Here is a 25,214-nt window from a genome sequence, read left to right as displayed (position 1 = left end):
CTCATAAATGGGAACAGTGAGACGATGCACAAAGCTCTGATTTTGAACGGCCCAAACTTGAATTTGCTGGGGACGCGCCAGCCCGAGGTTTATGGTAGCGCCACTTTAAAAATGGTTGAGGAATTGTGCTTTAACCATGGAAAAAAAATAGGAATTGACGTTTCAACCTTGCAGTCAAATCATGAGGGCGAATTGATCGACGCGATCCATGCAGCGAAAGGTGTCCAGAACGGAATTATTCTGAACGCTGGAGCTTATACGCATACTTCTATTGCTCTGATGGACGCGATTTCTTCTGTCGACCTGCCGGTGGTTGAGGTTCATCTGTCAAACATTCATGCGCGAGAGCAATTCCGACACAAATCCTATATCTCGAAGGTTGCGTTGGGTCAGATTTGCGGCTTTGGAACGCGAAGCTACGTATTGGCACTGGACGCACTGGTGGGCTATCTGGACGGCGAGGTTGGCGCATGAAGCTGGACGCCTATTTGCACTTTCTCAGCTATGTCAAATCGCTTGAGGAGCTTTGGGATGCCCATTGCCGTCAGATGGCCGGATATGGGTTTGATCGCCTGCTATACGGCTTTACGCGCTACAAAACGGAAACTTCCCTGGGTGACCCCGAGGACTTCACGATCCTGACGAACCATGGCAAGGACTACTTGGATGGGTTCCTGCGAGATGGGCTTTATTTCAATGCCCCTATGTTGAAATGGGCGCTTGAGAACGAAGGCGCTGCAAGCTGGCAAATGACGCAGGACATGCTTTTGGATGGCACCCTATCGCCGCAAGAACGGAAAGTGGTCGAGTTCAATCGGTCGTTGGGGGTCGTTGCCGGCTATACGGTCAGCTTCAACTCGGTTTCTTTTAGATCGAAAGGTGCGATCTCGCTTTCTGCCTCTGGCGGCCGGTCACAACAAGAAGTCGATGCGATCTGGGCTGAACATGGCGATGACATTCTTCTCATGAATAACGTGGCGCATCTGAAAATTCTTACGCTGCCCTACAATGCTCCGAATCGAGCGTTGACCAATCGCCAACGTGAAGCGCTGGAATGGGTTGGGGATGGTAAGACCACGCAAGATATCGCCCTGTTGATGGGCCTAACCGCAGCGACAGTCGAAAAGCATTTGAGGCTAGCCCGAGAATCGCTGTCGGTTGAAACCACCGCTCAGGCTGTACTGAAGGCGTCATTGCAGAATCAGATGTTCAAAATAGAGGCATAACACCAGGAATTTGACGCTAATTTGCATCAACTTACCTTAGGTAAGGAAAACATGACTTTCCGAATCCGGGTCTACAGTTGCAAAATGAGATCGTTCCGTGAGTGGTGGCTTTAGCCTGGGAACATTTGGTTGGATCTTTGTAATTTCAGGGCTCTCCAACCGCTCTGGCACAGGGGCGTCTATTCGTCCACGTACCTTTGCCGGAAACACTGGGGGGCCTCGACCATCCCCATCATGCGGGGCCCCCCAACCCTATCCTTAAATTCCAGGCGCTGCGGCGTCTTTTTTATTGCCAAACGAAAAAACCGGCCACGCTATGCGTGACCGGTTCCGATAAGGTGCCGAACCCCCGTAAGGGTTCCGACAAAACATCTTAGCCTTGCGCGGCTTTAGCAACTTCGGCTGCGAAGTCTTCTTTCTCGACCACGATGCCTTCGCCAACTTCCAGACGGATAAAGCCGGTGATGGTTGCGCCTGCTTCTTTGGCGGCTGCTTCAACGGTCAGGTCAGGGTTCACAACGAACGACTGGTTCAGAAGGGTCGATTCCGCGACGAATTTCTTCATACGGCCTTCGATCATCTTCTCGATCACCTGCTCCGGTTTGCCGGATTCGCGGGCGATGTCCATCTGAACCTGTTTTTCTTTCTCGACAACAGCTGGATCCATGTCCGCCTCGGACAGAGCTGCCGGGTTCACAGCTGCGATGTGCATCGCAACCTGCTTGCCGATCGCTTCGTCGCCACCGGTCAGAGCGACCAGAACGCCGATTTTGCCCATGCCGTTGGTGGCTGCGTTGTGGACGTAAGACACAACAGTGTCACCCGACAGTTTCGCCATGCGGCGCACCGACATGTTCTCACCAATGGTGGCGATCTTGTCGGTCAGAGTGTCGGCAACGGATTTGCCACCCAGGTCAGCCGCCAGCAGAGCGTCAACATCTGCAACGCCTTCGGCTGCAAATGCGATCTTGCCGACCATTTCCTGGAACTCAGCGTTTTTCGCAACGAAGTCGGTTTCCGAGTTCACCTCGACAGCAACACCGTTGCCACCGTTGACGTGAACAGCAACCAGACCTTCGGCGGCAGTACGACCGGATTTCTTGGCCGCCTTGGCCAGACCTTTGGTACGCAGCCAGTCAACGGCCTCGTCCATGTTGCCGCCGGTTTCGGTCAGCGCTTTTTTCGCGTCCATCATGCCTGCGCCTGTGCTGTCGCGCAGTTCTTTAACCATTGCTGCTGTGATTGCCATCTTTCGGCTCTCCTCAAATCAAACGGAATTGGGGCAGGTCTACCCTGCCCCATATGTCATTTACGTGACGGGCAGCTTACGCTTCGGCAGGTGTTTCTGCTTCCGCGGGGGCTTCTTCGGCGACTACTTCTTCAACCGGTGCTTCTTCGAATGCACCCAGGTCCACGCCAGCAGCACCCATCTGAGCGGTCATGCCGTCCAGAGCCGCGCGTGCGGCCAGGTCGCAGTACAGACCGATGGCGCGGGCTGCGTCGTCGTTGCCGGGGATGATGTAGTCAACACCGTCGGGCGAGCAGTTGGTGTCGACAACAGCCACAACCGGGATACCCAGCTTGTTGGCTTCGGCGATGGCCAGTGCTTCTTTTTTGACGTCGATGACGAACAGCAGGTCAGGAACGCCGCCCATCTCGCGGATACCGCCCAGCGAAGCCTGCAGCTTCTGCTGGTCACGCTCCATGCCCAGACGCTCTTTCTTGGTCAGGCCTTCTGCGCCGGCTTCCATTGCTTCGTCGATCTGGTTCAGACGGTTGATCGACTGAGAAACGGTTTTCCAGTTGGTCAGCGTACCGCCCAGCCAGCGGTGGTTCATGTAGTACTGAGCTGACTTTTCAGCTGCTTCGGCGATCGGGCCAGCGGCCTGACGCTTGGTACCAACGAACAGAACGCGGCCACCTTTTGCAACGGTGTCACGAACGGCCTGCAGCGCCTGATCCAGCATCGGAACGGTCTGGGTCAGGTCCATGATGTGGATGCCATTGCGCGAGCCGTAGATGAACGGGCCCATGCGGGGATTCCAACGCTGTGTCTGGTGACCAAAGTGAACGCCAGCTTCCAGCAGCTGACGCATGGTGAACTCGGGAAGAGCCATGCTATTTTCCTTTTCCGGTTTACGCCTTGGCGGGGGTGAAAGAAGCGGATGCTCCAACCGGCGGGCCTGATGAGGATGTCTCCCTCCAAAAGGCCCAAACCCCGCCTGCGGGTTTGAATGGCGCGCGTATACGGCAGGTTTTGGTGCAACGCAAGAGGCTTTCGCCCCTATTTTTCAAGCCGCGCCAAGCTATGGGCATGACGGACGGCTTCCTCGCAATGAGCAGCCAACGCTTTGCGGTTTTCAAAATCGCTGACCTTGGCGGGTATGTGGTAGATCAACTCGACCCAACCTTGTCGACGGGCGCCCAGCGTTTTCAGCAGATGCGGGCCAAAATCCATATCTCCCCACCAGCCATAGAACCTGTTGGGTTGCCCAACGGGCGCATGATAGATCACGGAAACGGGCTGCACATACAAGAATTCGCGCAGTTCGTCGGTAAAGAACGCTGCAAAGAGTGTTGTTTTAAAGGGCAAAACCCTGATTCCATCGGTCGAGGTGCCTTCCGGGAAGAACACCAACTTATGACCTGCGGACAAGCGTTCCTGAAACAATAAGGTTTGCTCGCGCGCCTTTTTACGGTTGCGTTCGATGAAGACGGTACCCGTGGCGCGGGCAAGCCAGCCGATACCAGGCCATTTCGCCACTTCGGCTTTTGAGACGAAATAGACCCTTTTGCGGGCGTTTAGCGCGAAAATATCCAACCACGAGGAGTGATTGGCCACCACTGCCCCACGTTGAGTCATCAACTCTCCGGAACTGCGGAACCCCATTCCTAGAATGCGAAAAGCGTTGCGACAGACAAACTGTGTGATGAAGGGCGTGATGGGGCGGCGGACACCGTAAATCGGTCGTTCGATCAGGCGCAGGGTCAGTAGAACAATCAGACCGCCGAAGACTAACACCGCCAGAGGCAGACTACGCAAGATGACCAGAATCCAGCCGATAAGGCCCAACTCAATGGGATCAGGCGCGTCTTCGCTGTGCCAGGATGCGTCGCTCAAGTGTTATGCTCCGGTATAGATGCGCCGTTGGCGCTCGTTCATACGCGCTGTGTCCAGGATCAGGCACACGTCCGTTGTGTTGAAAGCATGGTCGATAAAAGCGCCCTCGCCCACGAACCCGCCCAGCCGAAGATAGGCTTTGATCAGCGCTGGAACCTGCACCATGGCTGCACGGCGATCCAGCGCATCCACGTCCACCAAGTCCATCGGCTGAAACACATCGGGTTGCGCCCGCACCCTCAGGTCTGGCGGCGCGAGGTGGTTGTGATGCAACATCGACAGAGGCTGCTCCAGCGCCTGAACATCAGTGCCATGAAAGCTGGCGACGCCGAACAGAACTTCAATCTGGCGCGCGTTCACATAGGCGGCCAGACCGTTCCACAGATGATACATTGCCGTGCCGCCGCGATAGTCAGGGTGGAGGCAGGATCGCCCCAATTCCAACAGCTTGCGACCGCTGTCTTTAAGGACGCTGACATCATATTCGTCTTCGGAATAAAACTGACCCAGATCTGCTGCACGTTCACCCGGTAACAGTCTGTAAACACCAACAGTTTCGCCCGTCTGGTCGTCGATGGCGAGCATATGGTCGAAATACGGATCAAACCGGTCCTGTTCCAGCCCTGCGTCGTGATCAACCATCTCTCCGCCACCACCCAGTTCGCGAACGAAGACGTCATAGCGCAGCCGCTGCGCGGCACGTAGTTCGGCCTCGGTCTCGGCGAGTTTGACGGTGAAGGATGGGCCTGTACCCGACATCAGAACGTCCCTGTGGTTTCAGGGCTGATACCGCAGGTATCGGGGGAATGGCAACATGGGCCGCAACCGACCGCGCGTTAACCTTTCCTAAACCAGTTTCACGGATCAAAGACGGGCATCAGGGCGATGCGCGATCCGTCAATCACCACTTTCCCCTGCTCACGGAAGTTCACGGTGATTTTGCCACCGATATTGGACTGCACTTGTCCAATGCCCCAATCGGGGAAATCGGGGTGGCGGACAAACATGCCCGGTGCAAGAATGGCATTGAGGTCTGACATGACTGGGCTCCAGGTCCGGCGGCAGATACAGCAGGAGGTACGCATGAGCGCTACAGACGTCAACCTGGCCGAGCTGATCGGCTCGCGCATCTGTCACGACCTGACCAGCCCTATTGGCGCGATCACCAACGGGCTTGAACTGCTGGAAATGGTTGGCGGCACCCGAGGCCCCGAGATGGAGCTGATCTCGGGCAGTGTCGGCAGCGCTGGCGCGCGGATCAGATTCTTTCGCGTGGCATTTGGGTCCGCTGGGGATCAACCCTTGGGGCGGACTGAAGTCAGCGATTTGCTGAAAGATGTAGAACGAGCCGGACGTGTGCGGGTGAACTGGAACCTCACCGAAGCTGTGCCGCGCAATCAGGTCAAATTGGCGTTTCTGGTATTGATGTGCTGCGAAAGCGCAATGCCGTTCGGCGGCGAAGTCTTCATTCGCAATGATGTAGACCGCTGGTCCGTCACGGGTATCGCGGACAAATTGAACATCGACAACGACTTATGGAATAACCTGCCCCGCGGGCGGTTTGCCAACAAGGTCACGCCTGCCCACGTTCAGTTCGCCCTGCTCCCCGATACCGCGACTTATATGGGACGGCGGGTTGCGGTGGATACAACCTCAACCCGCGTTGAGATACGGTTCTAGGTCCGAATAGTCCCGTTTCCGCGGACCAGATACTGAAAACTGGTCAACTGAGCAGCGCCCACAGGTCCGCGGGCATGCATCTTGCCGGTGGCGATACCTATCTCGGCGCCCATGCCAAACTCTCCACCATCGGCAAATTGCGTCGAGGCGTTGTGCATCAGAATTGCACTGTCGAGACGTTCGAAGAACCGCGCAGCGGCCTCTGCATCTTCGGTCATGATACAATCTGTATGGTCAGAGCCGTACTGCCGGATATGCGCAATAGCCGCGTCAATATCGGCAACAGGTTTGGCGGCGATGATACCGTCGAGAAACTCTTTTCCCCAATCGTCGGCCGACGCTGCAATCGTTCCGTTCATCTCCAAACCACTCTCGGCATGGACTTCGACACCTGAACTCAACAAAGCTTGGATGACATCCCGGCCCAAAGTTTCAGCAACGTCCTGATGGATCAGCAGGCATTCGGCTGCTCCACAGATCCCCGTCCTGCGGGTTTTGGCGTTCAGAACGACCTCGATTGTTTTGGCGGGGTCGGCAGCTTTGTCGATATAAATATGCACGATGCCTTCCAGATGCGCGAACACGGGCACTCGCGCCTCACGCTGGACAAGGCCCACCAACCCTTTACCACCGCGCGGGACGATCACGTCGACATAGTCGGTCATCGTCAGCAGTTCCTGAACGGCTGCTCGGTCGCGTGTGGGCACCAACTGGATCGCGTCTTCGGGCAGGTTGGCAGCCTTCAGACCCTCGACCAGACAGGCATGGATCGCGCTTGAGGAATGGAAGCTTTCCGAACCGCCACGCAGGATCACCGCATTGCCCGATTTCAAGCAAAGCGCACCCGCATCCGCTGTCACATTCGGGCGGCTTTCATAAATGACGCCGATCACGCCCAGAGGCGTCCGTACGCGCTGGATATGCAGACCTGACGGCATGTCCCATTCGGTCAGAACCTCGCCCACCGGATCAGCCTGATCGGCAACGGTGCGCAGACCGTCGACCATGCCCTGAATTCGGGCTTCGTCCAGCATCAGGCGATCCATCATCGCCGGGCTCAGACCCTTGTTGCGCCCAAACTCCAGGTCTTTCGCGTTGGCCTCAATGATCTCGGCGCGTCGCGTCCAGACCGCATCGGCAGCGGCAATCAGGGCCGCGTGTTTACGCTCGGCACTGGCAAAGCCCAGTTCGGCCGAGGCCGCTTTGGCGCGCACACCCAAATCAGTCATCAGGGCGGGAATGCTGTCGAAATCCTTCATCTTACATGCCTTTCTTTAACTACAGCGCCAGATCGTCCCGGTGGATCAACACGGCGCGGCCCGGATAGCCTAGCGTCGCCTCGATCTCGGATGATTTGCGCCCTTTGATCGCGTCTGCCTCCTGCGCGGTATAGCGGCTGAGACCTTGGGCCAAACGCCTCGCCTGCGGATCTATGATCGCCACCGGATCGCCGCGCCCGAAATCGCCGGTCACTTCGACAATACCCGCAGGTAGAAGGCTTTTGCCATTGCCAAGTGCTTTGGCCGCGCCGGCATCCACCACGATCTCACCACGGGGTTTCATGGCTGATATCCAACGTTTGCGCGCCGCGTGCGGATCGACGGTGGCCGTGAACCACGTGCAGTTTGCGCCATTTTCGAGCATTTTCAGCGGGTTTAAGGTCGACCCTTCAGTAATCGCCATGTCGCAACCTGCAGCTGTCGCCATCTTGGCCGCCAGCAATTTGGTCTTCATCCCGCCCTTCGAAAGACCCGAACCGGCGTCACCGGCCATTTCCTCAATCTCGGGCGTTATCTGTTCGATCACATCATAACGGGTCGCCGAGCTGTCCTCGGTCGGGTTCCCGGTATAGAACCCATCCACATCAGACAACAGGATCAACTGGTCTGCGCCTACGGTGACAGCGATCTGAGCAGCCAGACGATCATTGTCGCCATATCGGATCTCATCCGTGGCAACTGTATCGTTTTCGTTGACAATCGGGACGACGCCCAGGCCAAGCAGCGTCTCAAGCGTCGCGCGTGAGTTCAGGTAACGACGGCGATCGGCACTGTCTTCAAGCGTGACCAGAACCTGCGCGGTGGTGATGTTATGCGGGGCCAGAACCTCTTCATAGGCGCGGGCGAGACGGATTTGCCCAACGGCCGCAGCCGCCTGAGACTGTTCCAGCGGCAATGTCGCCATAGGTAGGCTAAGAACCCCACGCCCCAGAGCAATCGAGCCGGAGGACACCAAAATGACGTCCGTCCCCTGCCCTTTAAGCCACGCCACATCCTGCGCCAGCGACTTCAGCCAGTCAGACCGCAACAACCCTGTATCCCGATCCACCAGCAAGGCAGACCCGATCTTCACAACCAGACGTTTGGCTGAAGTCAGGGTTGCCAAGGCGCGGCCTCCTCGGCGGGTTTGTGACGAAGGCGATTGTCGTCGATTTCTGAACGCAGGGCGCGTAGAACCTCGGTCACGCCCAAATGCGCGACGCCGGACATGGTCATGACGGGGCCGCCCACGGCGTCTTCCAACTCAGACTTGGCCAGTTCGCGTTCCTCATCATCCAGAGCATCGACCTTGTTCAGCACGGTGATCCGGGGTTTCTCGGCCAACTCACCACCGTAAGCCTCAAGCTCGTGAATGATGGTGCGGTAATCCTCGGCCACGGTTTCCGAGGTGCCATCGACCAGATGCAGCAGTACGGCGCAGCGTTCGACATGGCCCAGAAAACGGTCGCCAATGCCGCGGCCCTCATGCGCGCCCTCGATCAGGCCAGGAATGTCGGCAACAACGAACTCAACGTTATCTACTCCCACAACGCCCAGATTGGGGTGCAGGGTCGTAAACGGATAGTCCGCAATTTTGGGCCGTGCATTCGAAGTGGCCGCCAGAAAGGTCGATTTGCCCGCATTGGGCATGCCCAGCAGACCCACATCGGCGATCAGCTTCAGCCGCAGCCAAATGGTGCGGTCGATCCCCGCCTGCCCCGGATTGGCCCGGCGCGGAGCCTGGTTGGTAGCTGACTTGAAATGAAGGTTGCCAAAACCGCCATTGCCACCCTTCGCTAGCAGCACGCGCTGCCCGACCTCTGTCAGATCGCAGATGACGGTCTCTTCGTCCTCGTCCAGAATTTCGGTCCCAACAGGCACGCGGAGGACAATGTCATCGCCATCCTTGCCGGTACGCTGCTGCCCACGACCGGGCTGACCGTTTTTGGCAAAGAAATGCTGCTGATAGCGGAAGTCGATCAGGGTGTTTAGGCTGTCCACAACCTCAACCCAGACCGAGCCGCCTTTGCCGCCGTCCCCGCCGTCAGGGCCGCCATATTCGATGTATTTTTCGCGCCGGAAGCTGACGCAGCCGCCCCCACCGGCCCCGGACCGGATGTAGACCTTTGCAAGATCGAGAAATTTCATAGCTGTCCCCTACTGCAAAGGCCCCATCGGCCACAAGTCACAGTTTCTTTGTATATGTCCAGGTGGGCACATTCGCATCGCGCGCCACCGAATAGTTTTCGGCATCACCAAGATATTCAAACCCGCAATGGGTCAATACCCGGGCCGAGGCCGGATTGTCCTGGAACACGCTGGCGAACATATTGGCGTTCTCCAACGGGTTTGCATTGACCAACGCCTCAACCGCCAGCGATGCCACACCGGTGTTCCAGTAGATCGGCGCGACCCAATACCCAACCTCGGACTGATTGCGATCCAGCCGAGTCAACGAAATCAGGCCAATCAGCTCTGGTCCGTCATCTTTGGTGGCATCCAAGGCCCAAACGTCTTCGTCCCGCTCCTCGGACATGGCGCGGGTAACGAACGCTTCGGTCGAGCCAGGCGGCAATGGATGTGGAATAGCCGTGGTCATCCGCGCCACACGTTCATCGCCTGCATAGTGTTCAATGAGACCCATATCCGAACGACGCAAGGGGCGTAGATCGAACCGCTCGGTTTCGATCACCGGCTGGTTTATTATTGTCTCAAACTTCATGAGTGCGGTCCTCCTCCGAACAACACGTAAATTACGGACGCAAAAGTGAAACCAATTAACGTCCACATCAGATATTTGCGGCCCAGACGATCTTCAACCGCATGGGCAATGCGTCCCTGAAACAGGGGCGGTATTGTGCTTGCTGCGTGTGTCATCGGGCTCATAGGTCAAAACTGTGTTAAAAACGAGAAAGGGGACCGGCATTTTCTGCCGGTCCCCCATTTATTTCTAAACCTTTAGGGTTTCGGCTTACTCTGCGGCCTCCGCCACTGGCAGGACCGAAATAAAGGTGCGGTTCTTGAGTCCCTTGTGGAACTTCACGGCGCCATCAACAGTCGCAAAGATCGTGTGATCTTTGCCCATGCCCACGCCTTCGCCCGGCCAGAACTTGGTGCCGCGCTGACGTACGATGATGTTGCCTGCGATGGCCGCCTGGCCACCATAGAGTTTCACGCCAAGGCGGCGACCAGCTGAGTCGCGACCGTTACGGGAGGAACCGCCAGCTTTTTTATGTGCCATTCTCTCTCTCCTTAGCCTTGAGCCAGCTCTTTGGCTTGCTCAACCCATTCGGGCTTCACTTTGATGGTGTCGATAGCAGCAATCTGCTCGTCCGACAAGGCTGCCAGAGCGGCAAAGCTCTCGATACCTGCGTCGTTCAGCTTTTTGGCAGCGGCGGGGCCGACACCGTTCAGCTTGGTCAGATCGTCAGCAGCAGCTGCAGCGGCGGCGGGTGCTTCTGCCTTGGCGGCAGCTTTCTTGGCAGGCTTTGCAACAGGTGCCGCTTCGCCAGCAGGTGCAGAACCGGTTGCCGCTTTGATGCCCGACTTGTCAGCGCCCGACGCCAGGATGTCGGTGATTTTGACCAGAGTCAGCTTCTGACGGTGGCCAACGGTACGCTTCGAGCTGTGCTTACGACGGCGCTTGACGAATTTGATGACCTTGTCACCTTTGATCTGTTCGATCACTTCGGCCTGTACGCCTGCGCCTTCAACGAAAGGTGCACCAACAACCGGAGCGTCGCCGCCCAGCATCAGAACATCGTTGAATTGAACTTTTTCACCTGCGTCGGCAGCCAGCTTTTCAACGCGGAGCACATCGCCCGCCTGAACCTTGTACTGCTTGCCGCCAGTCTTGAGGACCGCAAACATGCGTCTTTCCTTTTCAAACCCGCGTTCTGTGGTCCCCTTACGGGTGTTGCCGGCTTTCGCCACCTCGAACAGCGCGCCCTTTTCGGGCTATGTGACGACCCTTGGGACAGGCCCGATGGGTCAATAATAACGAGACCCGGCGCGGAGGAACCGGCCGGGATGCGCGCTTATTCCCGGAATGCTGGTGAAAGTCAACAGCAAAAGCCCGCTTACAGCTCCGAAGCCGTCAACGCATGTGAAACCGCCTGACCAAGTCGGTAATAGATGTCGTCATACATTTGGTCAAAGCTGTCAAAAAAGGCTTTGTTCACGGCGCGCCCCGTCTCGGTACGCGAAAAGGCGATGTTTTCGCGCATCTGCCCATCCTCTAACGGCTGATAGGCCATCAACAAAAACGAATAAAGCCATGTTTCCGTATCTTGAGTGATGGCGTCCTTTTCGGTCAGCAGCTGGGCCAATATTTCCTGATCATCCGCGCCGACATCTTCGTTCAGCCCTCGAAAGAATTGGAAATCTGCACTGATGGCGCTGTGGACGTTTTTGGCGATCAGATCGTTAACCTCGATGTATTCGTCAATAAGGCGGTAAAGAGACAAATCGTGATTGCCCGTCAAAAAGCTGTCCTTGGCCATCTCTAGGATGGTCTCGTCGCCAATCGCCTCGCGCGCCGAATTCTCAAGGGAAACAAGCGTCTGGCCAAGGTCACTTTCATAGAAAACGATTGCGCGATCCAGTTGACCTTCAGTCAGCGCCTCTTGGAAAACATCGCTGATCTGATCATGCATCCATTCCGCATCGTAAATGACGTCCAGCTGTGCCGAAAAATATGACCCACCGGAATTGCCCAGAAGCGTTTCGTTTAACTCCTTGGCCTGTTCGCGCCCTTCGCTTCGAAGAATGTCGATTACCTGTTCAAGGCGTATGGCATCCATCAGACGATCCACTTTTTCCGAGGCCGACCCAATTGTCGCCCACAGCGTGATCACCAAAAAAAGGACACCCACTCGCATCAGATATCCTGAGCCGGATGCAGATCCGCCATACGTGCTGCAAGATCTTCGAATTTCATGGCCATGATTTCATACTGAATGGCGTTCAGAAGTTCATAAACCTCCTGCATCAGGGGTTCCTCAAGCGCGTCTGAGTACGCGATGATATCCGCATCCGAGAAATCCTGGTACGTATAAGCCGCGCCTGCCAGAGCAGACAATTGCAGCGACTGACGCATCCCGGCTTCGTTCTGGCGCATCAACAGTCTTAGGTCGTCTGCTCCCATCTGTAGGTCAATAACACCCGAAGCGCTTGCTGCGAGAAGGAACCGCAGCTGGATTTCTTGAATGGCACGCAGGGCTGTTCCACTGGAATCAACGGCTGCGTTCATCCGCTTCAGCTCTTCCACCCGCATCGAGCCCTCACGGATCAGGTCTGACACGATCTGCTGACCCTCAAGCTGTTTGGCGTCTTCATCTTCAATCAGATGCGACGCGTTTTCGGCCTCGACCAGTCTTTGACCCAGATCGGACGCATAAAACTCGACTGCATGATTCAGAGCGTCATCACTAAGTGTCTGCTCTAGAATTGAAACGGCGGTTTCATGCATCTCTTGGACGTCAAACACATCTTCGGTCAACCGTGCCCAATCCGAACCGAATCCGTCTGGGTCAATCCCCAGCATTTCCGGTGCTGATGCCGAGGCCAGCGCGATACTTTCCAACGCGACGTCAAAGCCGGTGGTTGCCAGAAATGCCTCGATCCTGTCCCGCTCGGCAGCGAGCGATGAAACCGGAAGGGCGAATAGCGTTGCGACCAACATACAAAGGGGCAGAAAGGCGGTGCGATAGATATATGTCATGACACAGAGCCTAGGTGTTTTACGCCGTCAGGCAATGGAAAATCCCTTCTTAGTGAATTTCGGGAATTTTCTGCTTGCACCCCTGCCCGTTCCTCACTAAATCCCCCCCTCACAGACCCCCGCGGAGAGGTGCCGGAGTGGTCGAACGGGGCGGTCTCGAAAACCGTTGTGGGTGCAAGCCCACCCAGGGTTCGAATCCCTGTCTCTCCGCCACTATCCTAACGCAAAAAGCGGAAAAAAACGCATTTCCGAGCGTGATGAGATTTCCGTTGTTGCGATAGTTTGGATCAAAGCCGTCATACTGATAGGCTTTTGAACTTTGTTAAAGCCAACTGTTTTCCTTTTGAAGCCTACTACGGCGATTTTGCTCTATTCTCACACTTAGTCGGACAACCAAAAGATACCCTGCGTCCGCAAGACAACTTTTGAGTTTTGCGGTTTTTGTCGACTTCAACAGACTCATTGTCGCCATCAGCTTGCACCCGGGCGATTTACACAAGTGTGAGGCAAGGCAGGAAACAGCACTCTATGTTAAGCACCCTTGCTGAAATTCCGCAGGAACATGTCAGACTAAATCAATTGAGAAAGATGCCAAAACACAGTCGAGACTGAGGAATTCCCGCCTATCGATCGTGGCTCCTGAGCGCGATCAGTCGGCTCAGCCATGAACAGCGAGGGCACTGCCCTTACCAACCTGCATTTCTTGACTGCCGGAATGGGCGTGAGGCAACTATTGCAACTTGGTCCCGCCGCCTACTTTTTAAAACACGCGTGTTTTTCGACGCATCAAGCCAGCAGGTCGCTGCGTCTGGACGAAAACGAATAGTAAAACCTGTGCAGCCTGTTGCGTTGACAAATAAACTACTGCTTAGGTTGGCGGGTACTGGCCATCTGCGCCGTCCAGTGCAGCTTTAAAACCTCCGTCCTGCGTTAGGCAGGCCATTAGCGCTGATCCACTTAAGCGCACTATAACAGCACGTGATCCTTCCGGCTTAAAGTGATCTGATTGCAATCACTTAGTCATGCGTGATGACTACAAAAGCCTCTGCTCAGTTCACCCCAAGTTCTTTTGACAATACTTCAGCTGATATTTTTCCTCGGTCAAACAAACCTGTTCACATAGTTTTCCAGAATTTCCTGACGCCCAGATCGTGGTTCCGGGTTGATATTGTCCTGTAAAACTCGCGCAGAGATGTCCTCGAGACTACTGTTCAGCATAGACGCCGCTTCCGGAGCGTTCCAACCGGAATACCGTTCAGACAGCGCATCCTCCAGACCGCCATCTTCAATCATGGCAGCCGCGGCTTTCAAGCCTCTTGCACAGATGTCCATTCCGCCGATGTGTGCTGCAACAAGATCTTTTGCATCAAGCGACTGGCGACGTACTTTAGCGTCAAAGTTGGTGCCACCAGTTGTAAAACCTCCGGCTTTCAGAATGTAGTAATATGCCAAAGCAACCTCTGGCGTGTTGTTAGGAAATTGATCTGTGTCCCACCCTGACTGATAGTCGTTTCGGTTCATATCAATCGAACCCAGCATCCCCTCGGCAGCAGCAACTGCTATTTCATGCTCGAAACTATGGCCGGCGAGGATCGCGTGTCCCTGCTCAAGGTTCAACTTCACTTCGCTTTCCAAACCGTATTTTCTGAGGAATCCAATACAGGTCGCGGCGTCGTAGTCGTATTGGTGCTTGGACGGCTCCTGTGGTTTGGGCTCTACAAGGATGGTGCCTTTGAAGCCGATTTTGTGTTTGTACTCTACGACCATGTTCAAGAACCGGCCCATATGATCCAGTTCAGTATTCAGGTCCGTGTTTAGCAGAGTTTCGTAGCCTTCACGCCCGCCCCACAGAACATAGTTTTCGCCACCAAGCTTGTGGGTCGCATCCAAGCACGACTTTACCGTTGCTGCCGCAAAAGCAAAAACATCCGGATCGGGGTTGGTGCTTGCGCCTGACATCCACCGACGGTGGCTAAACATGTTGGCGGTACCCCAAAGGAGCTTGGTGCTGGACGTTTGCATTTTTTCACCGATGTAATCGGTGATTTCTTCCAGAGTTTTCAAGTTATCGGCAAAATTGCCCTGCTCGGGCCGAATGTCAGCGTCGTGCCAGCAGAAAAAGGGCTGACCCAGCAGCTCGAACAGTTCAAAAGCAATATCCGCCTTTAATCGGGCCCGTCCCATGTCGTCCTGAGGATGCCATGGGCGTTCGAATGTAGGTCCGCCAAAGGGGTCTCCACCCTCCCACGCGAAGGAGTGCCACCAAGCGACCGCGAACCGTAGATGGTCTTCCAAGCGCTTTCCCATGACAACTTCGTCGGGATTGTAGTGGCGGAAGGCCATGGGGTTGTCGCTGTCTACGCCTTCAAACCGGATCTCTTCGATCCCTTCAAAAAATCCGCTTGGCATATCTGCCCCCTATTCTGCTTTTTGTTCTGGCTGCTTGCCGAGAATGATCATCGACAACAAATCGTCATCTGTTACGTCTGCAATATCGACGGTCCCAACCAATTTTCCGTTCTTCATGACCGAAGCGCGATCGCATAGCTCCATTACAGCATGCACGTCGTGATCAATCAGGAAGATGCCGATACCTTGCGCCTTCAACTGGTGAATCAGGTCGGCCACCATTTGTGTCTCATGCGGCCCCAGCGCCGCTGTCGGCTCGTCCATAATCAGAATACGAGCGTTGAAATAGACGGCCCGGGCAATCGCGACCGACTGTCTTTGACCACCCGACAGCGCAGAGACAGGGTCATTGAACTTCTGAAAGTTCGGATTGAGCTGCGCCATAATCTTTCGGCATTCGGCCTCCATGGCGGCATCGTTGACCAACCCCAATGGCGTCGTCATCTCGCGTCCCAGGAAAAGGTTTGATGTCGCGTCCAGATTGTCCGCCAGGGCAAGCGTCTGGTAGATCGTCTCAACATTGTTCGCCCGGGCGTCACGGGGATTGCCAATCTCGACTGGCTTGCCATCGATCAGAATCTCGCCGTGATCCATTTGATATGCGCCGGACAGAACCTTGATCAACGTCGATTTTCCAGCCCCGTTGTGCCCAAGCAGACCGACCACTTCGCCCGGGTAGAGATCGACTGACACGTGGTCGACAGCCTTGATCCCACCGAACGAGATCGAAATGTCTCGCATTTCGACCAATGGCGCTGCGCCGGAGCCGCGCCCAGATTTTGAGGGTGTTTTCTGCGTGCCTTGATCTTGCATCACTTGGCCCCCAATCGTTTGCGATAGACGATGTCGATATAGACGGCCAACACAAGAACGCTGCCGACTACAATATTCTGAAACGGCGCGTCCACGCCAACCATGGCCATACCAGATTGGAGCGCTTGCATGATCAATGCACCAAGGATGGCGCCGTAGATCGTCCCGATGCCACCGGACAACGCGGTACCACCAATTACAGCGGCAGCAATAACCCGTAATTCATCCAGCGTGCCAATGTCGTTTGAATGGTTCGCGAGGCGTGCAGAAGCAACCACCGCAGAAACGGCGCATAGGAAACCCATCAGTGCAAAAATCTTCACGGTCAGCAGCCGCGTATTGATGCCGGAAAGCTCTGCCGCATCCGGGTTTCCACCGGTGGCAAAGATGTAGCGTCCAAACCGGGTTTTCCGCGCCACAATTGTCAGGGTTACGGCTACGATGATCAATATGAGGACAGAAATCGGTATACCGTATCCGACGACCAGCCGCTCTGGCATTGTCTCTCCGCGCGCTTCGAACATACGTTGCAACCGACGCGTCGGAATAGCGTAGCTGTTTACGATGTAAACGTACCCAAGGATGGCAATTGCGATTATCCCGGCCAGAGTGGCCTCTGCCCAAACGGGTTTGACAGGAAAACCATGTGCCGCCTTTGCACGACGACTGCTCCACAAAGCCCAGATCGCGATTGCGGTGGCGAACAAGCCGAACAGCCAGCTTGTCGTCGTGCCTAAAGTGCCGTTCGTCCCGCCAAACATCAGGAACGTACTATCCAGAGGGCCAATCGTCTGGCCGCTGGTCAAATACCACGCCACGTTTCGCCAAACCAGAAACCCGCCAAGCGTAACGATGAAGGCTGGTATCGTCAGATACCCAACCATCCAGCCATGAAACGCACCAATCAGCGTGCCGACAAACAGCCCGACGACAATGGTGATCGCCCAGGTTGCAGGGTTGTTCAAACCCATCCCAAGTACCTGCGGCAAAAGCTCGGTTTGCGTCATTGCCATCACGGCTGACGTCGTTGCAAGCAGCGCTCCAACGGACAAGTCGATGTGTCGCGTGACAATGATGAACACCATCCCGCACGCCATTATGGCCACCGAAACCGTCTGAATGGACAGATTGAACAGGTTCCGAGGCGTAAGGAATCGTCCATCCGTAAAGATGTTGAACCCTATACACAGGATGACAAACGCGCCGATCATTCCCAAAAGCCGCATATCCAGTTCCAACTGCTGGAACAGGCTGGGTTTTGCTTTTTCCGGTATCGGCTGAGACGAAGTTTCGGTCATTTCCGATCTTTCATATTCAGCAATGGTCCCCGGCCCAGACAGGGCCAGGGACTTTGAAGTTTAGTTACAAGGGGCAGGTCCGTTTTCGACACCCTGGCACAAGTCCTCCAATGGGATCCATCCGGCGTCCACAACAACAGACAGGTTGTCCTTCGTGATCGGTACAGGTGCAAGGAAGACCGAGTTCATCTGGGTACCGCCAGGCGACGTCCAACTGGCCGCGCCCTCCACGTCGGCGGGGCTTGTTCCCCCACTCAGCGCGACTGCGATTTCACCTGCTGCCTTACCAAGTTCGCGGGCATCCTTCCAAACCGAAACGGTCTGAGTTCCCAGCGCGACACGATTCAATGCTGCATGATCGCCGTCCTGACCGGACACCGGGATGCCTTCCATACCTTGTGCAGTCAAAGCTGCCACAACGCCACCTGCAGTGCCATCATTTGATGCCACGACTGCATCCACATTGTTTTCATTGGCGGTTAGGATCTGTTCCATATTTCGCTGTGCGTTCGCGGGCAACCAGCCGTCCGTGTAGGCTTCACCAACGATAACGATGTCGCCACTGTCAACGGCAGCCCCGATGATTTCTTGCTGACCACCCCTGAGGAAATCAGCGTTGGGATCAGTAGGAGAGCCCTTGATCATCACGTAATTACCCTTGGGCATGGCTTCAAAAACAGCTCGGGCCTGCATTCTGCCGACTTCCACGTTGTCGAAGGTAAGATAGAATGCACGGTCGTCTTCAATCAGGCGGTCATAGGCAATGACCGGGATACCTTCGTCGGCCGCAGCTTGAACAGCCGGTCCGATTGCCTGCGCGTCCTGCGCCAAAATGATAAGCGCGTCCACGCCTTGCGCAATCAGACTTTCAATATCTGACAACTGCTTTGCGGAAGACGATTGCGCGTCTGCCGAAATGTACTCGGCGCCGCCTGCTTCAAGCGCAGACTTGATGGCCGCTTCATCCGTCTTCCAGCGTTCTTCCTGAAAGTTCGACCAACTCACACCGACCACTGGCTCTGCGAATGCGGTCGAAGCCAACAGCGTGGCCACAGCAGAGAAGCTGAGAATTCTTTTCATGTTTTCCTCCCATTTGCCGAGCCATCGTGTTTCGATTCGCGGCTCTCACGAAATTGAATACCATATTTAATTCAGCGGGTAAAATATTTACTCTGTTAGGGCGGGCGGAATCCAAATAGACTGAGTTAAGAACCAGATTCGCGAGACCAAGATGCTGAAAAGCAAAGCTTCTCAAAATGCCGCGGACCAGCGGAACATCACCCGACTTCGGGTGCTGGAACATATCCGGACAGAAGGCTCGATTTCCCGGATAGATATCGCCAGCGCTTTGCAAACCAGCCCGGCGACAGTTACTGCAGCGACAGCCGATCTCATTTCGGCAGGATTGATCAAAGAGATCGAAACCGAACACCAATCCAAGTCTGCCAAAAGGGGTCGACCCAGAGTTTTACTTCAGTTGGATGGCGGATCTTATCTTATTGCGGGCCTTAAAGTCGCGCGCCACATGATCTCGGTCATCCTTGCAGATTTCGAAGGAAACGAAGTTACGTCATACAAATATCCGCTGGATGACGTCCGGATGACGCCAGGCGCATTCGTAGCAACCATTCGCACGGCCATAGATCTAGCCTGTGCACAGATAAACGCGACCCTGGGCTCCCTGTCCGGAGTGTCAATCGGGATTGCCGGTCTCGTAGACGCTGAACGGAACTTTGTACACTGGTCCTCATCCCTTACCGAGAGAAACGTCGACTTCAGCCAGTTTCTGGAAACAGAATTGCCCTGCCCTGCCTTTATAGAAAACGATGCCAACCTGGTGGCAAAGGCGGAACAACTTTTCGGATTAGGCAAGGGTCTTAAGAATTTTTTGGTCGTGACGATCGAACACGGCGTAGGGCTTGGAATTGTGCTGGACGGCAAGCTGTATCGCGGGGAAAGAGGCTGCGGAGCAGAGTTTGGCCACACCAAAGTTCAACTGGACGGCGCGCTTTGCCAATGCGGCCAGCGAGGGTGCCTTGAAGCCTATGTCGGCGACTATGCATTGATCCGGGAAGCAACCGTTGCCGATCAAGGCACTGGAACGGAAACGGTTGCAGAGATCCACAAAAACGCGCGATCCGGAGACGAAAGAGCGAAGTCCGTTCTGACCCGCGCGGGCCAGATGTTTGGTCTGGGGATATCCAACCTGATCAACCTGTTTGACCCTGAATGCATTATCCTGTCCGGGACTCAAATGGATTTGGAGCACCTGTATTCGGACGAGGTGATGGCCCGAATCCGCAGTGGCGTCGTGAATGTCGACACCCTCTTGCCGGAAATCAAAGCGCATCACTGGGGCGATCTTATGTGGGCTAAGGGTGCTGCGGCGTACGGGATTGAGCAGGTCTCGATCCTTAAGGTAAAAGAGCTGGCAAAAAATGCGCCCTGAGCTTTTTATCCTGCTCGCTTTTGCATCTGCGGCCAGTGCAGAAAGTCGCGCTCCTCAGTTCAAAAAGAATGACATAGGTTCTCATATCTATGACGGCGGCTGGGAACATTTTGTGGGCGGCGGGGTCGCCGTTTTCGATTGCGACGGCGATGAGCTGCCCGAACTCTTTGCCGCGGGCGGCACCAACACATCCAAACTGTTCAGAAACACATCGCGCGAAGGATTATCGTTTCGCGCCGACACCCCCGAGCCGCTTGCCATAACCGGCGTAACTGGGGCTTACCCGCTGGATATCGACAGTGATGGAATTCTGGATCTGGCCGTTTTGCGCGTGGGCCCCGATTTGCTTTTGAAGGGTGAGCCTGATTGCAAGTTCCGCCGCTTCAGCACCCTGGGCTTCCAATCGGAGGATCATTGGACAACCGGATTCTCTGCCACATGGGAAACCAATCAGACCCTGCCAACACTGGCCTTCGGAACTTATGTTGATCGTCGCAATCCCGACGGCCCATTTGAAACTTGCGGACCCACGGTCCTATTCCGGCCAACTGGTGACAGCTACCGGCCACCGGAACACCTTGAACCAGGCTATTGCGCGCTTTCTATTCTGTTTTCTGACTGGTCGCGCACCGGGCAAGCGGATCTGCGCGTCAGCAACGATCGCCATTACTATGTGCGCGGCGGCCAAGAGCAGTTATGGGCAATGGAGGAAACACCAAGCCTTTATTCTAAAGAAGACGGATGGTTGCCATACTCGATCTGGGGGATGGGCATCGCTTCGCGGGATCTGACAGGAGATGGCTTTCCCGAAGTTTACCTGACTTCGATGGGCGATCAGAAGTTGCAGATTTTCGATCCCAAAGCCGGTGGTCCGACCTGGCGCGACGCCACCTTCGGCAAAGGCACAACCGCTCACAGGCCACATACGGGAGGCGACGGCCGCCCATCGACCGGATGGCATGCACAATTTGGGGACGTCAACAACGACGGTCTGGACGATATCTTCGTCGCCAAGGGAAATGTCGAGCAGATGCCAGATGCGGCTTTGGATGACCCCAACAACCTGCTTTTACAAAAGGAAAATGGTCAATTTCTAGAAGCTTCCGTCGAGGCTGGCATTGCCTCTATGGCCAAGTCTCGCGGTGCGGCTTTGGCTGACCTCAATAATGACGGTTGGCTGGATCTGGTGGTGGTTAACCGAGGCTCGGAACTTGAGGTCTACCAAAACCAGCCTGACACCGAGAATTGGGTGATGCTGGACATTTCTCAAAACAAGTCAAATCGCTTCGCGGTCGGTAGCTTTATCGAGGCCAAAACCGCGTCAGGTATGGAAACCCGAGAAATCACAATCGGTGGAGGGCATGCAAGCGGCATTGCAGGGCTGCATCATTTTGGGCTGGGGGATGCGGAAGCAATAGAAGTTCGCGTAATTTGGCCAGATGGTGAAAAAGGAGCATGGAAGGAATACCAATCGAACCAGATCATTCGCATTGAGCGCTGATCATTGATCGACTGGCAGTCCACTTGGAACATGATCCGGAACTCCAAGGCGCTCTGCGGGATCTTCCAAGCTGCCCAAAAAGCTCAGAAGTGCGCTGATCTCCTGATCCGTCAAACTTATCCTCGGCAGATCGCTGCTTCTGGCAATCGCATCCAAATTCTCTGGGTTCAACAATGACCGTTGATCCTGCGCACCAGGAAAATAAGGTAGTTTCGCCATTTCCAACGTGTACGACCGCAGTGAAGCCTCTGGGTTGAGATGATGGCGCACGATATCTTCAAGCCGTGCATAGGCGCCGTTGTGCCCATATGGTGCCGTCAGCGTTACATTGCGCAACGAGGGCGTGCGAAACGCAAACGCGTCCTCTGCGTCACCAGTCACGCGCAGGCGTCCATCATCTCGGGTATGGCTTTCAAATCGCGCTGCTTTTCCCGGTCCGATCTGCGGCAGCGCAATCGAGTGAAATTTATGGTCTGTTTGGAACCAGCCCGAATGACAGGTACTGCACCCTGCTTTCCCGTAAAACAACTGCATGCCGCGCTGTGCCTCTTCGGGCAATGCTGCTTCCCCCCGCATCGCAAGGTCAAACGGGCTGTTGTCGGCGCGCCATTCGAACGCAATGAAATCTGCAATTACATTCGCAATAGCCGAGAACGTTATCGCGTCCCCAGGAGCGGTTAAGGAAAAACGGTGTTCATATTCTGGGATGGCCGCGACGCGAGCTGCAATCAGATCCCATGCCCCCCCTTCCTGAGTAAGCATCCCTAGACGTACAGCCTGACTGACATCATTCTCGGAATAGTGGCCTGCCATCTCATCGGGCGAAAGCACTGGAAACATTGCCTGAGCTGCCAAAGCTGAATTGAAACCTGACCGCATGTGCGTGCCCAGCGGCGTCCTGATACCGTTCTCGCGCGTCGGATCAGTTTCAAGGCGCCCGTCATGAAAGAAGGTTGTGAATTCGGTTGCACCAAGGTTCCAAAGCCCCGGCGAATTGCGCGGAATGCGTTGCTCCGGCGGGTTGTCCGTGTCAATCTTGCGCCCTGCCCCCAAACCCGAACCCCCTTCTCCGATCCCAAGCGAGAGCCCATCTGACGTGCCAAGCTTGGGGTGGTGACAAGTTGCGCAGCTGATGTTCCTGTTTCCGGACAAGATCGGGTCATAGAAAAGCAGCCGTCCAAGTTGGACACTAGCCGGATCAGATTCAACAAATTCTGGGTTCGGACCGAGGTTCTGAGACGTTGCGGACGTGATGGACGCAATCACCACGCCGAAAGCAATAATCGGAGCAGCAAACCTCATGAGCCACCCTCGGAAATTTCCAAAATCAAGGTCTGCTCGTAAGGGGTTTCGGGCGTGTAAATGATCGACGGGAATTCGGGGATGTTAGGCGCATTGGGATAACCTGACGGCTCGATGCACACACCGGCGCTTTTGTGAAAGGGTTTCGTCAGGTGAGCGCCAGAGTAAACCTGCGCCCCTGCCTGGTCTGACCAGACAGACAACTTCAAACCGTTGGGTGCAGTAAGGTCAGCGACCGGAAACCCATTATCTCGTGTGCAGTCAAAAACGAAATAGTTGTCCAAGTCCGTCAAAGCGGCACCGATCGCTTTCGGCACAGTGAATTGCATCTCACCCTCACTTGCATCCTCAAATTTGCCAGAGGGAATTCCCCGATTGTCAACTTGAAGATAGCGGCTTGAGGTCAGCCGCAGACAATGCTCGGAAATGCCCGCCGCTCCACCGAGGCAGTAATAGTTGTGCTGCGCTATACTTATGGGTGTCGGCCGATCCGGTTGCGCCGAAATGGAATAGGTCAAACGCGGGTAGTCCAGCCTTACCCGCACTTCAAATTTGATTTCTCCCGGAAACCCGCCGGAACCCTCTGGGGAAGTGAGGCGCAATATGGCCTCGTTTACTGTTATCCTCTCAAGAGCCCAATTCTGATGCGATAGCCCTGCGCGCCCACCATGCAAAGAATTTTGACCGTCGTTCGCGTCAAGCTCATAACGAACGTTTCCCATGTCAAAATGCGCTTGTCCGATCCGATTGGCGACACGCCCGACGATTGCGCCCAGATAATTTTTGTCGGCGACATAGTCCTGCGGGTTCTCGTATCCAAGGATCATTGGCAAACCCTTGTACCACCAGCTTTGAGTTGTGGCTCCGTAGCTGAGCAGCGACACTCGCATATCGCCATCACTCAGAACGGCCCTGTCGATCTGAGGAGATATGTCCCGTCTTGTGTTCATCGTTTGGCAAAAGATGCTAACGCCGAATAGTATTGCAGGTAGCGTTGGTACTCGGTTTCGAAAGCATCGACCAAGTCCTGACGAGGTTCGATGACCCTGTCGATTTTGGGAGACGTCATTATTGTGCCCGGGAGTGCACCAGTGACCGAGCACATTGCCAGACGGGCGGCACCGATGGCGGCTCCGAACTCACTGCCCTGCGGCAAGGCCAGGGGCGTATTGAGCACAGTGGCCAGACTTTTCAACCAATAATGAGATCGCGCACCGCCGCCAACGGCCAAAAGGCTCGTTGGTTTTGTTCCGGTACTCTTGAGGGCCTCTAGGCAGTCCCGCATTGCAAAGGCGACGCCTTCCATGACTGCCCGCGTCAAATCGGTGGCCTCCGAGGAAATATCCACACCCAGAAACGCACCACGGATTGCACTGTCATTGTGCGGCGTCCGCTCACCTGAAAGATAAGGTAGAAACGTGATCTCTGATGGGCCATCCAGATCAGCAGGCAGCGCAGCGACCAAGTCGCTAACGGGCTGGCCAAGGTTGCGGGAGAGCCAGTTCAAACTATTTGTCGCAGACAGGATAACACCCATCTGAATCCACCTGTCAGGGACAGAATGGCAAAAACAGTGTACAGCTGTTTCTGGCGCTGGAGCATACTTGTCCCTGGACACCAGCAGCACACCCGAGGTTCCGAGAGACAAAAAGCCAGTTCCGTCGCTGATACTGCCTATCCCACAGGCAGCAGCGGCATTGTCCCCTGCTCCGCCAGCAATCACGACTTGTCCAGACACCCCCCATTCTTTCTGCAACTCGGACCGCAACTCTCCTCCCGGATCACTGCCTTCGACCAATCGGGGCATTTGTTTGATGTTCATGTGGCTTTGTTCCAGGGCAGTTTCCGACCATCGCCGTGCACCTACGTCCAGCCATGAAGTCCCCGCACTGTCAGACATGTCACTGACGTAATCCCCTGTCAGCCAGAGCCGCAAGTAGTCTTTAGGTAGCAGAACTTTGGCAATTTTGACGAACAGGTCAGGTTCATTTGCACGAACCCATTCCAACTTGGGCGCCGTAAAACCCGGAAAAACGATATTGCCTGAACTGGCACGCATACCGGGTGATTGATCAAGAATCTCTGCTTCTCTCGAAGCCCTTGTGTCGTTCCAAAGAATGCACGGCCGCAACACGTTGCCATTGGCATCCAGAAGGGTCGCACCATGCATGTGTCCGCTCAAACCAATGCCACGCAGCGCGGAAAACGACGTTCCGTGTGCTTCACGAAGCTGAAGGACAACTTCTTTGCAAGCCTCTATCCAGTCCGAAGGCGACTGTTCGGACCAACCAGGCTTTGGGCAAGACGTGAGAATTCTAGACCCGGCACTACCTTCAACGATACCCGCGTCGTTGACAAGAATTCCCCTAAGACCGGATGTTCCCAAGTCCAGACCGAGATACATTTTCAAACCACCCATATTTTATTTTAGTTA

25 protein-coding genes and 1 tRNA gene are annotated in these 25,214 nt (G+C 55.3%); 6 read left to right on the top strand and 20 right to left on the bottom strand.

From position 1 onward, the window contains the following. The first annotated feature begins 24 nt into the window (after window positions 1–24). Both aroQ and AC2FF7_RS06665 read left to right on the top strand, forming a co-directional pair. Window positions 25–474 (top strand): type II 3-dehydroquinate dehydratase, encoded by a 450-nt coding sequence (gene aroQ, locus AC2FF7_RS06670; protein WP_480865538.1) that lies wholly within the window; start codon window positions 25–27, stop codon window positions 472–474. Continuing rightward, window positions 471–1,226: a helix-turn-helix transcriptional regulator gene (locus AC2FF7_RS06665; protein ID WP_170751221.1), complete on the top strand. Its 756-nt coding sequence runs from the start codon at window positions 471–473 to the stop codon at window positions 1,224–1,226. Before aroQ ends, AC2FF7_RS06665 begins: the two co-directional genes overlap by 4 nt. Window positions 1,227–1,599: 373 nt before the next feature. Here AC2FF7_RS06665 and tsf read toward each other — a convergent pair whose 3' ends face one another. The 5 genes from tsf to AC2FF7_RS06640 form a co-directional block, all read right to left on the bottom strand. Continuing rightward, entirely contained in the window at window positions 1,600–2,475 is an 876-nt protein-coding gene (gene tsf, locus AC2FF7_RS06660; protein WP_170354186.1) for a translation elongation factor Ts, read from the bottom strand. Window positions 2,476–2,551: 76 nt separating this feature from the next. Further along, on the bottom strand, window positions 2,552–3,343 hold the full coding sequence (gene rpsB, locus AC2FF7_RS06655; RefSeq protein ID WP_170751223.1) for a 30S ribosomal protein S2: 792 nt from the start codon (window positions 3,341–3,343) through the stop codon (window positions 2,552–2,554). A gap of 167 nt (window positions 3,344–3,510) precedes the next feature. Continuing rightward, window positions 3,511–4,347, bottom strand: a complete 837-nt coding sequence (olsA, locus tag AC2FF7_RS06650; protein WP_496905401.1) for a lyso-ornithine lipid O-acyltransferase — start codon at window positions 4,345–4,347, stop codon at window positions 3,511–3,513. Window positions 4,348–4,350: 3 nt separating this feature from the next. Further along, window positions 4,351–5,106 carry an L-ornithine N(alpha)-acyltransferase gene (gene olsB, locus AC2FF7_RS06645; protein WP_170354189.1) on the bottom strand — a complete coding sequence of 252 codons (756 nt, stop codon included), beginning with the start codon at window positions 5,104–5,106 and terminating at the stop codon, window positions 4,351–4,353. A gap of 98 nt (window positions 5,107–5,204) precedes the next feature. After that, window positions 5,205–5,387: a DUF3553 domain-containing protein gene (locus tag AC2FF7_RS06640; RefSeq protein WP_170769740.1), complete on the bottom strand. Its 183-nt coding sequence runs from the start codon at window positions 5,385–5,387 to the stop codon at window positions 5,205–5,207. A 43-nt stretch (window positions 5,388–5,430) separates the two neighbouring features. Here AC2FF7_RS06640 and AC2FF7_RS06635 point away from each other — a divergent pair, with 43 nt between their 5' ends. Further along, a complete protein-coding gene (locus AC2FF7_RS06635; RefSeq protein WP_496905400.1) occupies window positions 5,431–6,027 on the top strand; it encodes a histidine phosphotransferase family protein in 597 nt (198 codons plus the stop codon). Here the strand turns inward: AC2FF7_RS06635 and AC2FF7_RS06630 are convergent. From AC2FF7_RS06630 to AC2FF7_RS06595, 8 genes are all read right to left on the bottom strand, one after another. Next, on the bottom strand, window positions 6,024–7,286 hold the full coding sequence (locus AC2FF7_RS06630) for a glutamate-5-semialdehyde dehydrogenase (protein WP_480865547.1): 1,263 nt from the start codon (window positions 7,284–7,286) through the stop codon (window positions 6,024–6,026). The genes AC2FF7_RS06635 and AC2FF7_RS06630 overlap by 4 nt on opposite strands. Window positions 7,287–7,305: 19 nt before the next feature. Further along, window positions 7,306–8,412 (bottom strand): glutamate 5-kinase, encoded by a 1,107-nt coding sequence (gene proB / locus AC2FF7_RS06625; protein WP_480865548.1) that lies wholly within the window; start codon window positions 8,410–8,412, stop codon window positions 7,306–7,308. Continuing rightward, window positions 8,400–9,434 carry a GTPase ObgE gene (obgE, locus tag AC2FF7_RS06620; protein ID WP_170751238.1) on the bottom strand — a complete coding sequence of 345 codons (1,035 nt, stop codon included), beginning with the start codon at window positions 9,432–9,434 and terminating at the stop codon, window positions 8,400–8,402. Before obgE ends, proB begins: the two co-directional genes overlap by 13 nt. Window positions 9,435–9,471: 37 nt before the next feature. After that, window positions 9,472–10,008: a GNAT family N-acetyltransferase gene (locus tag AC2FF7_RS06615; RefSeq protein ID WP_170751240.1), complete on the bottom strand. Its 537-nt coding sequence runs from the start codon at window positions 10,006–10,008 to the stop codon at window positions 9,472–9,474. Window positions 10,009–10,257: 249 nt separating this feature from the next. Beyond that, on the bottom strand, window positions 10,258–10,527 hold the full coding sequence (rpmA, locus tag AC2FF7_RS06610) for a 50S ribosomal protein L27 (RefSeq protein ID WP_010440093.1): 270 nt from the start codon (window positions 10,525–10,527) through the stop codon (window positions 10,258–10,260). 11 nt (window positions 10,528–10,538) lie between these two features. After that, on the bottom strand, window positions 10,539–11,156 hold the full coding sequence (locus AC2FF7_RS06605; RefSeq protein WP_480865549.1) for a 50S ribosomal protein L21: 618 nt from the start codon (window positions 11,154–11,156) through the stop codon (window positions 10,539–10,541). A gap of 209 nt (window positions 11,157–11,365) precedes the next feature. Then, window positions 11,366–12,166: a DUF2059 domain-containing protein gene (locus AC2FF7_RS06600; protein ID WP_496905399.1), complete on the bottom strand. Its 801-nt coding sequence runs from the start codon at window positions 12,164–12,166 to the stop codon at window positions 11,366–11,368. Next, window positions 12,166–13,008: a DUF2059 domain-containing protein gene (locus AC2FF7_RS06595; protein WP_496849175.1), complete on the bottom strand. Its 843-nt coding sequence runs from the start codon at window positions 13,006–13,008 to the stop codon at window positions 12,166–12,168. The genes AC2FF7_RS06600 and AC2FF7_RS06595 overlap by 1 nt, the downstream gene beginning before the upstream one ends. A 123-nt stretch (window positions 13,009–13,131) precedes the next feature. Between AC2FF7_RS06595 and AC2FF7_RS06590 the strand changes: the two genes are divergently transcribed. After that, a tRNA-Ser gene (locus tag AC2FF7_RS06590) sits at window positions 13,132–13,221 on the top strand. An 888-nt stretch (window positions 13,222–14,109) separates the two neighbouring features. On the opposite strand, the gene xylA is transcribed toward AC2FF7_RS06590, so the two are convergent. From xylA to xylF, 4 genes are read right to left on the bottom strand one after another with little or no spacing between them, the layout of a single operon-like run. Further along, complete coding sequence (gene xylA / locus AC2FF7_RS06585; protein ID WP_480865553.1) at window positions 14,110–15,417, bottom strand: xylose isomerase; 1,308 nt, start codon at window positions 15,415–15,417, stop codon at window positions 14,110–14,112. A 9-nt stretch (window positions 15,418–15,426) separates the two neighbouring features. Then, complete coding sequence (locus AC2FF7_RS06580; protein WP_480865554.1) at window positions 15,427–16,230, bottom strand: ATP-binding cassette domain-containing protein; 804 nt, start codon at window positions 16,228–16,230, stop codon at window positions 15,427–15,429. Continuing rightward, the gene (locus AC2FF7_RS06575) at window positions 16,230–17,528 is read right to left on the bottom strand and encodes a sugar ABC transporter permease (RefSeq protein WP_496905398.1); all 1,299 of its coding nucleotides are present in this window, start codon (window positions 17,526–17,528) and stop codon (window positions 16,230–16,232) included. The genes AC2FF7_RS06580 and AC2FF7_RS06575 overlap by 1 nt, the downstream gene beginning before the upstream one ends. Window positions 17,529–17,588: 60 nt before the next feature. Continuing rightward, window positions 17,589–18,608 (bottom strand): D-xylose ABC transporter substrate-binding protein, encoded by a 1,020-nt coding sequence (gene xylF / locus AC2FF7_RS06570; protein WP_170354203.1) that lies wholly within the window; start codon window positions 18,606–18,608, stop codon window positions 17,589–17,591. 151 nt (window positions 18,609–18,759) lie between these two features. On the opposite strand from xylF, the gene AC2FF7_RS06565 reads away from it, so the two are divergent. Further along, window positions 18,760–19,977, top strand: a complete 1,218-nt coding sequence (locus AC2FF7_RS06565; RefSeq protein WP_496905397.1) for an ROK family transcriptional regulator — start codon at window positions 18,760–18,762, stop codon at window positions 19,975–19,977. Further along, window positions 19,967–21,478: a CRTAC1 family protein gene (locus tag AC2FF7_RS06560; protein ID WP_496905396.1), complete on the top strand. Its 1,512-nt coding sequence runs from the start codon at window positions 19,967–19,969 to the stop codon at window positions 21,476–21,478. The genes AC2FF7_RS06565 and AC2FF7_RS06560 overlap by 11 nt, the downstream gene beginning before the upstream one ends. On the opposite strand, the gene AC2FF7_RS06555 is transcribed toward AC2FF7_RS06560, so the two are convergent. The 3 genes from AC2FF7_RS06555 to xylB are packed head-to-tail and all read right to left on the bottom strand — an operon-like array spanning window position 21,479 to window position 25,184. Continuing rightward, a complete protein-coding gene (locus AC2FF7_RS06555; RefSeq protein WP_480865559.1) occupies window positions 21,479–22,780 on the bottom strand; it encodes a cytochrome-c peroxidase in 1,302 nt (433 codons plus the stop codon). It abuts the gene before it with no gap. Further along, the gene (locus AC2FF7_RS06550) at window positions 22,777–23,730 is read right to left on the bottom strand and encodes an aldose epimerase family protein (protein ID WP_496905395.1); all 954 of its coding nucleotides are present in this window, start codon (window positions 23,728–23,730) and stop codon (window positions 22,777–22,779) included. The genes AC2FF7_RS06555 and AC2FF7_RS06550 overlap by 4 nt, the downstream gene beginning before the upstream one ends. After that, window positions 23,727–25,184, bottom strand: a complete 1,458-nt coding sequence (gene xylB, locus AC2FF7_RS06545; RefSeq protein WP_480865561.1) for a xylulokinase — start codon at window positions 25,182–25,184, stop codon at window positions 23,727–23,729. The genes AC2FF7_RS06550 and xylB overlap by 4 nt, the downstream gene beginning before the upstream one ends. Between the last annotated feature and the right edge of the window lie 30 nt (window positions 25,185–25,214).

It is taken from the genome of Ruegeria sp. YTSC325 (assembly GCF_059609525.1).
The sequence above is the reverse complement of the archived record's forward strand: the minus strand, read 5'-3'. Positions and strand labels throughout refer to the sequence as shown.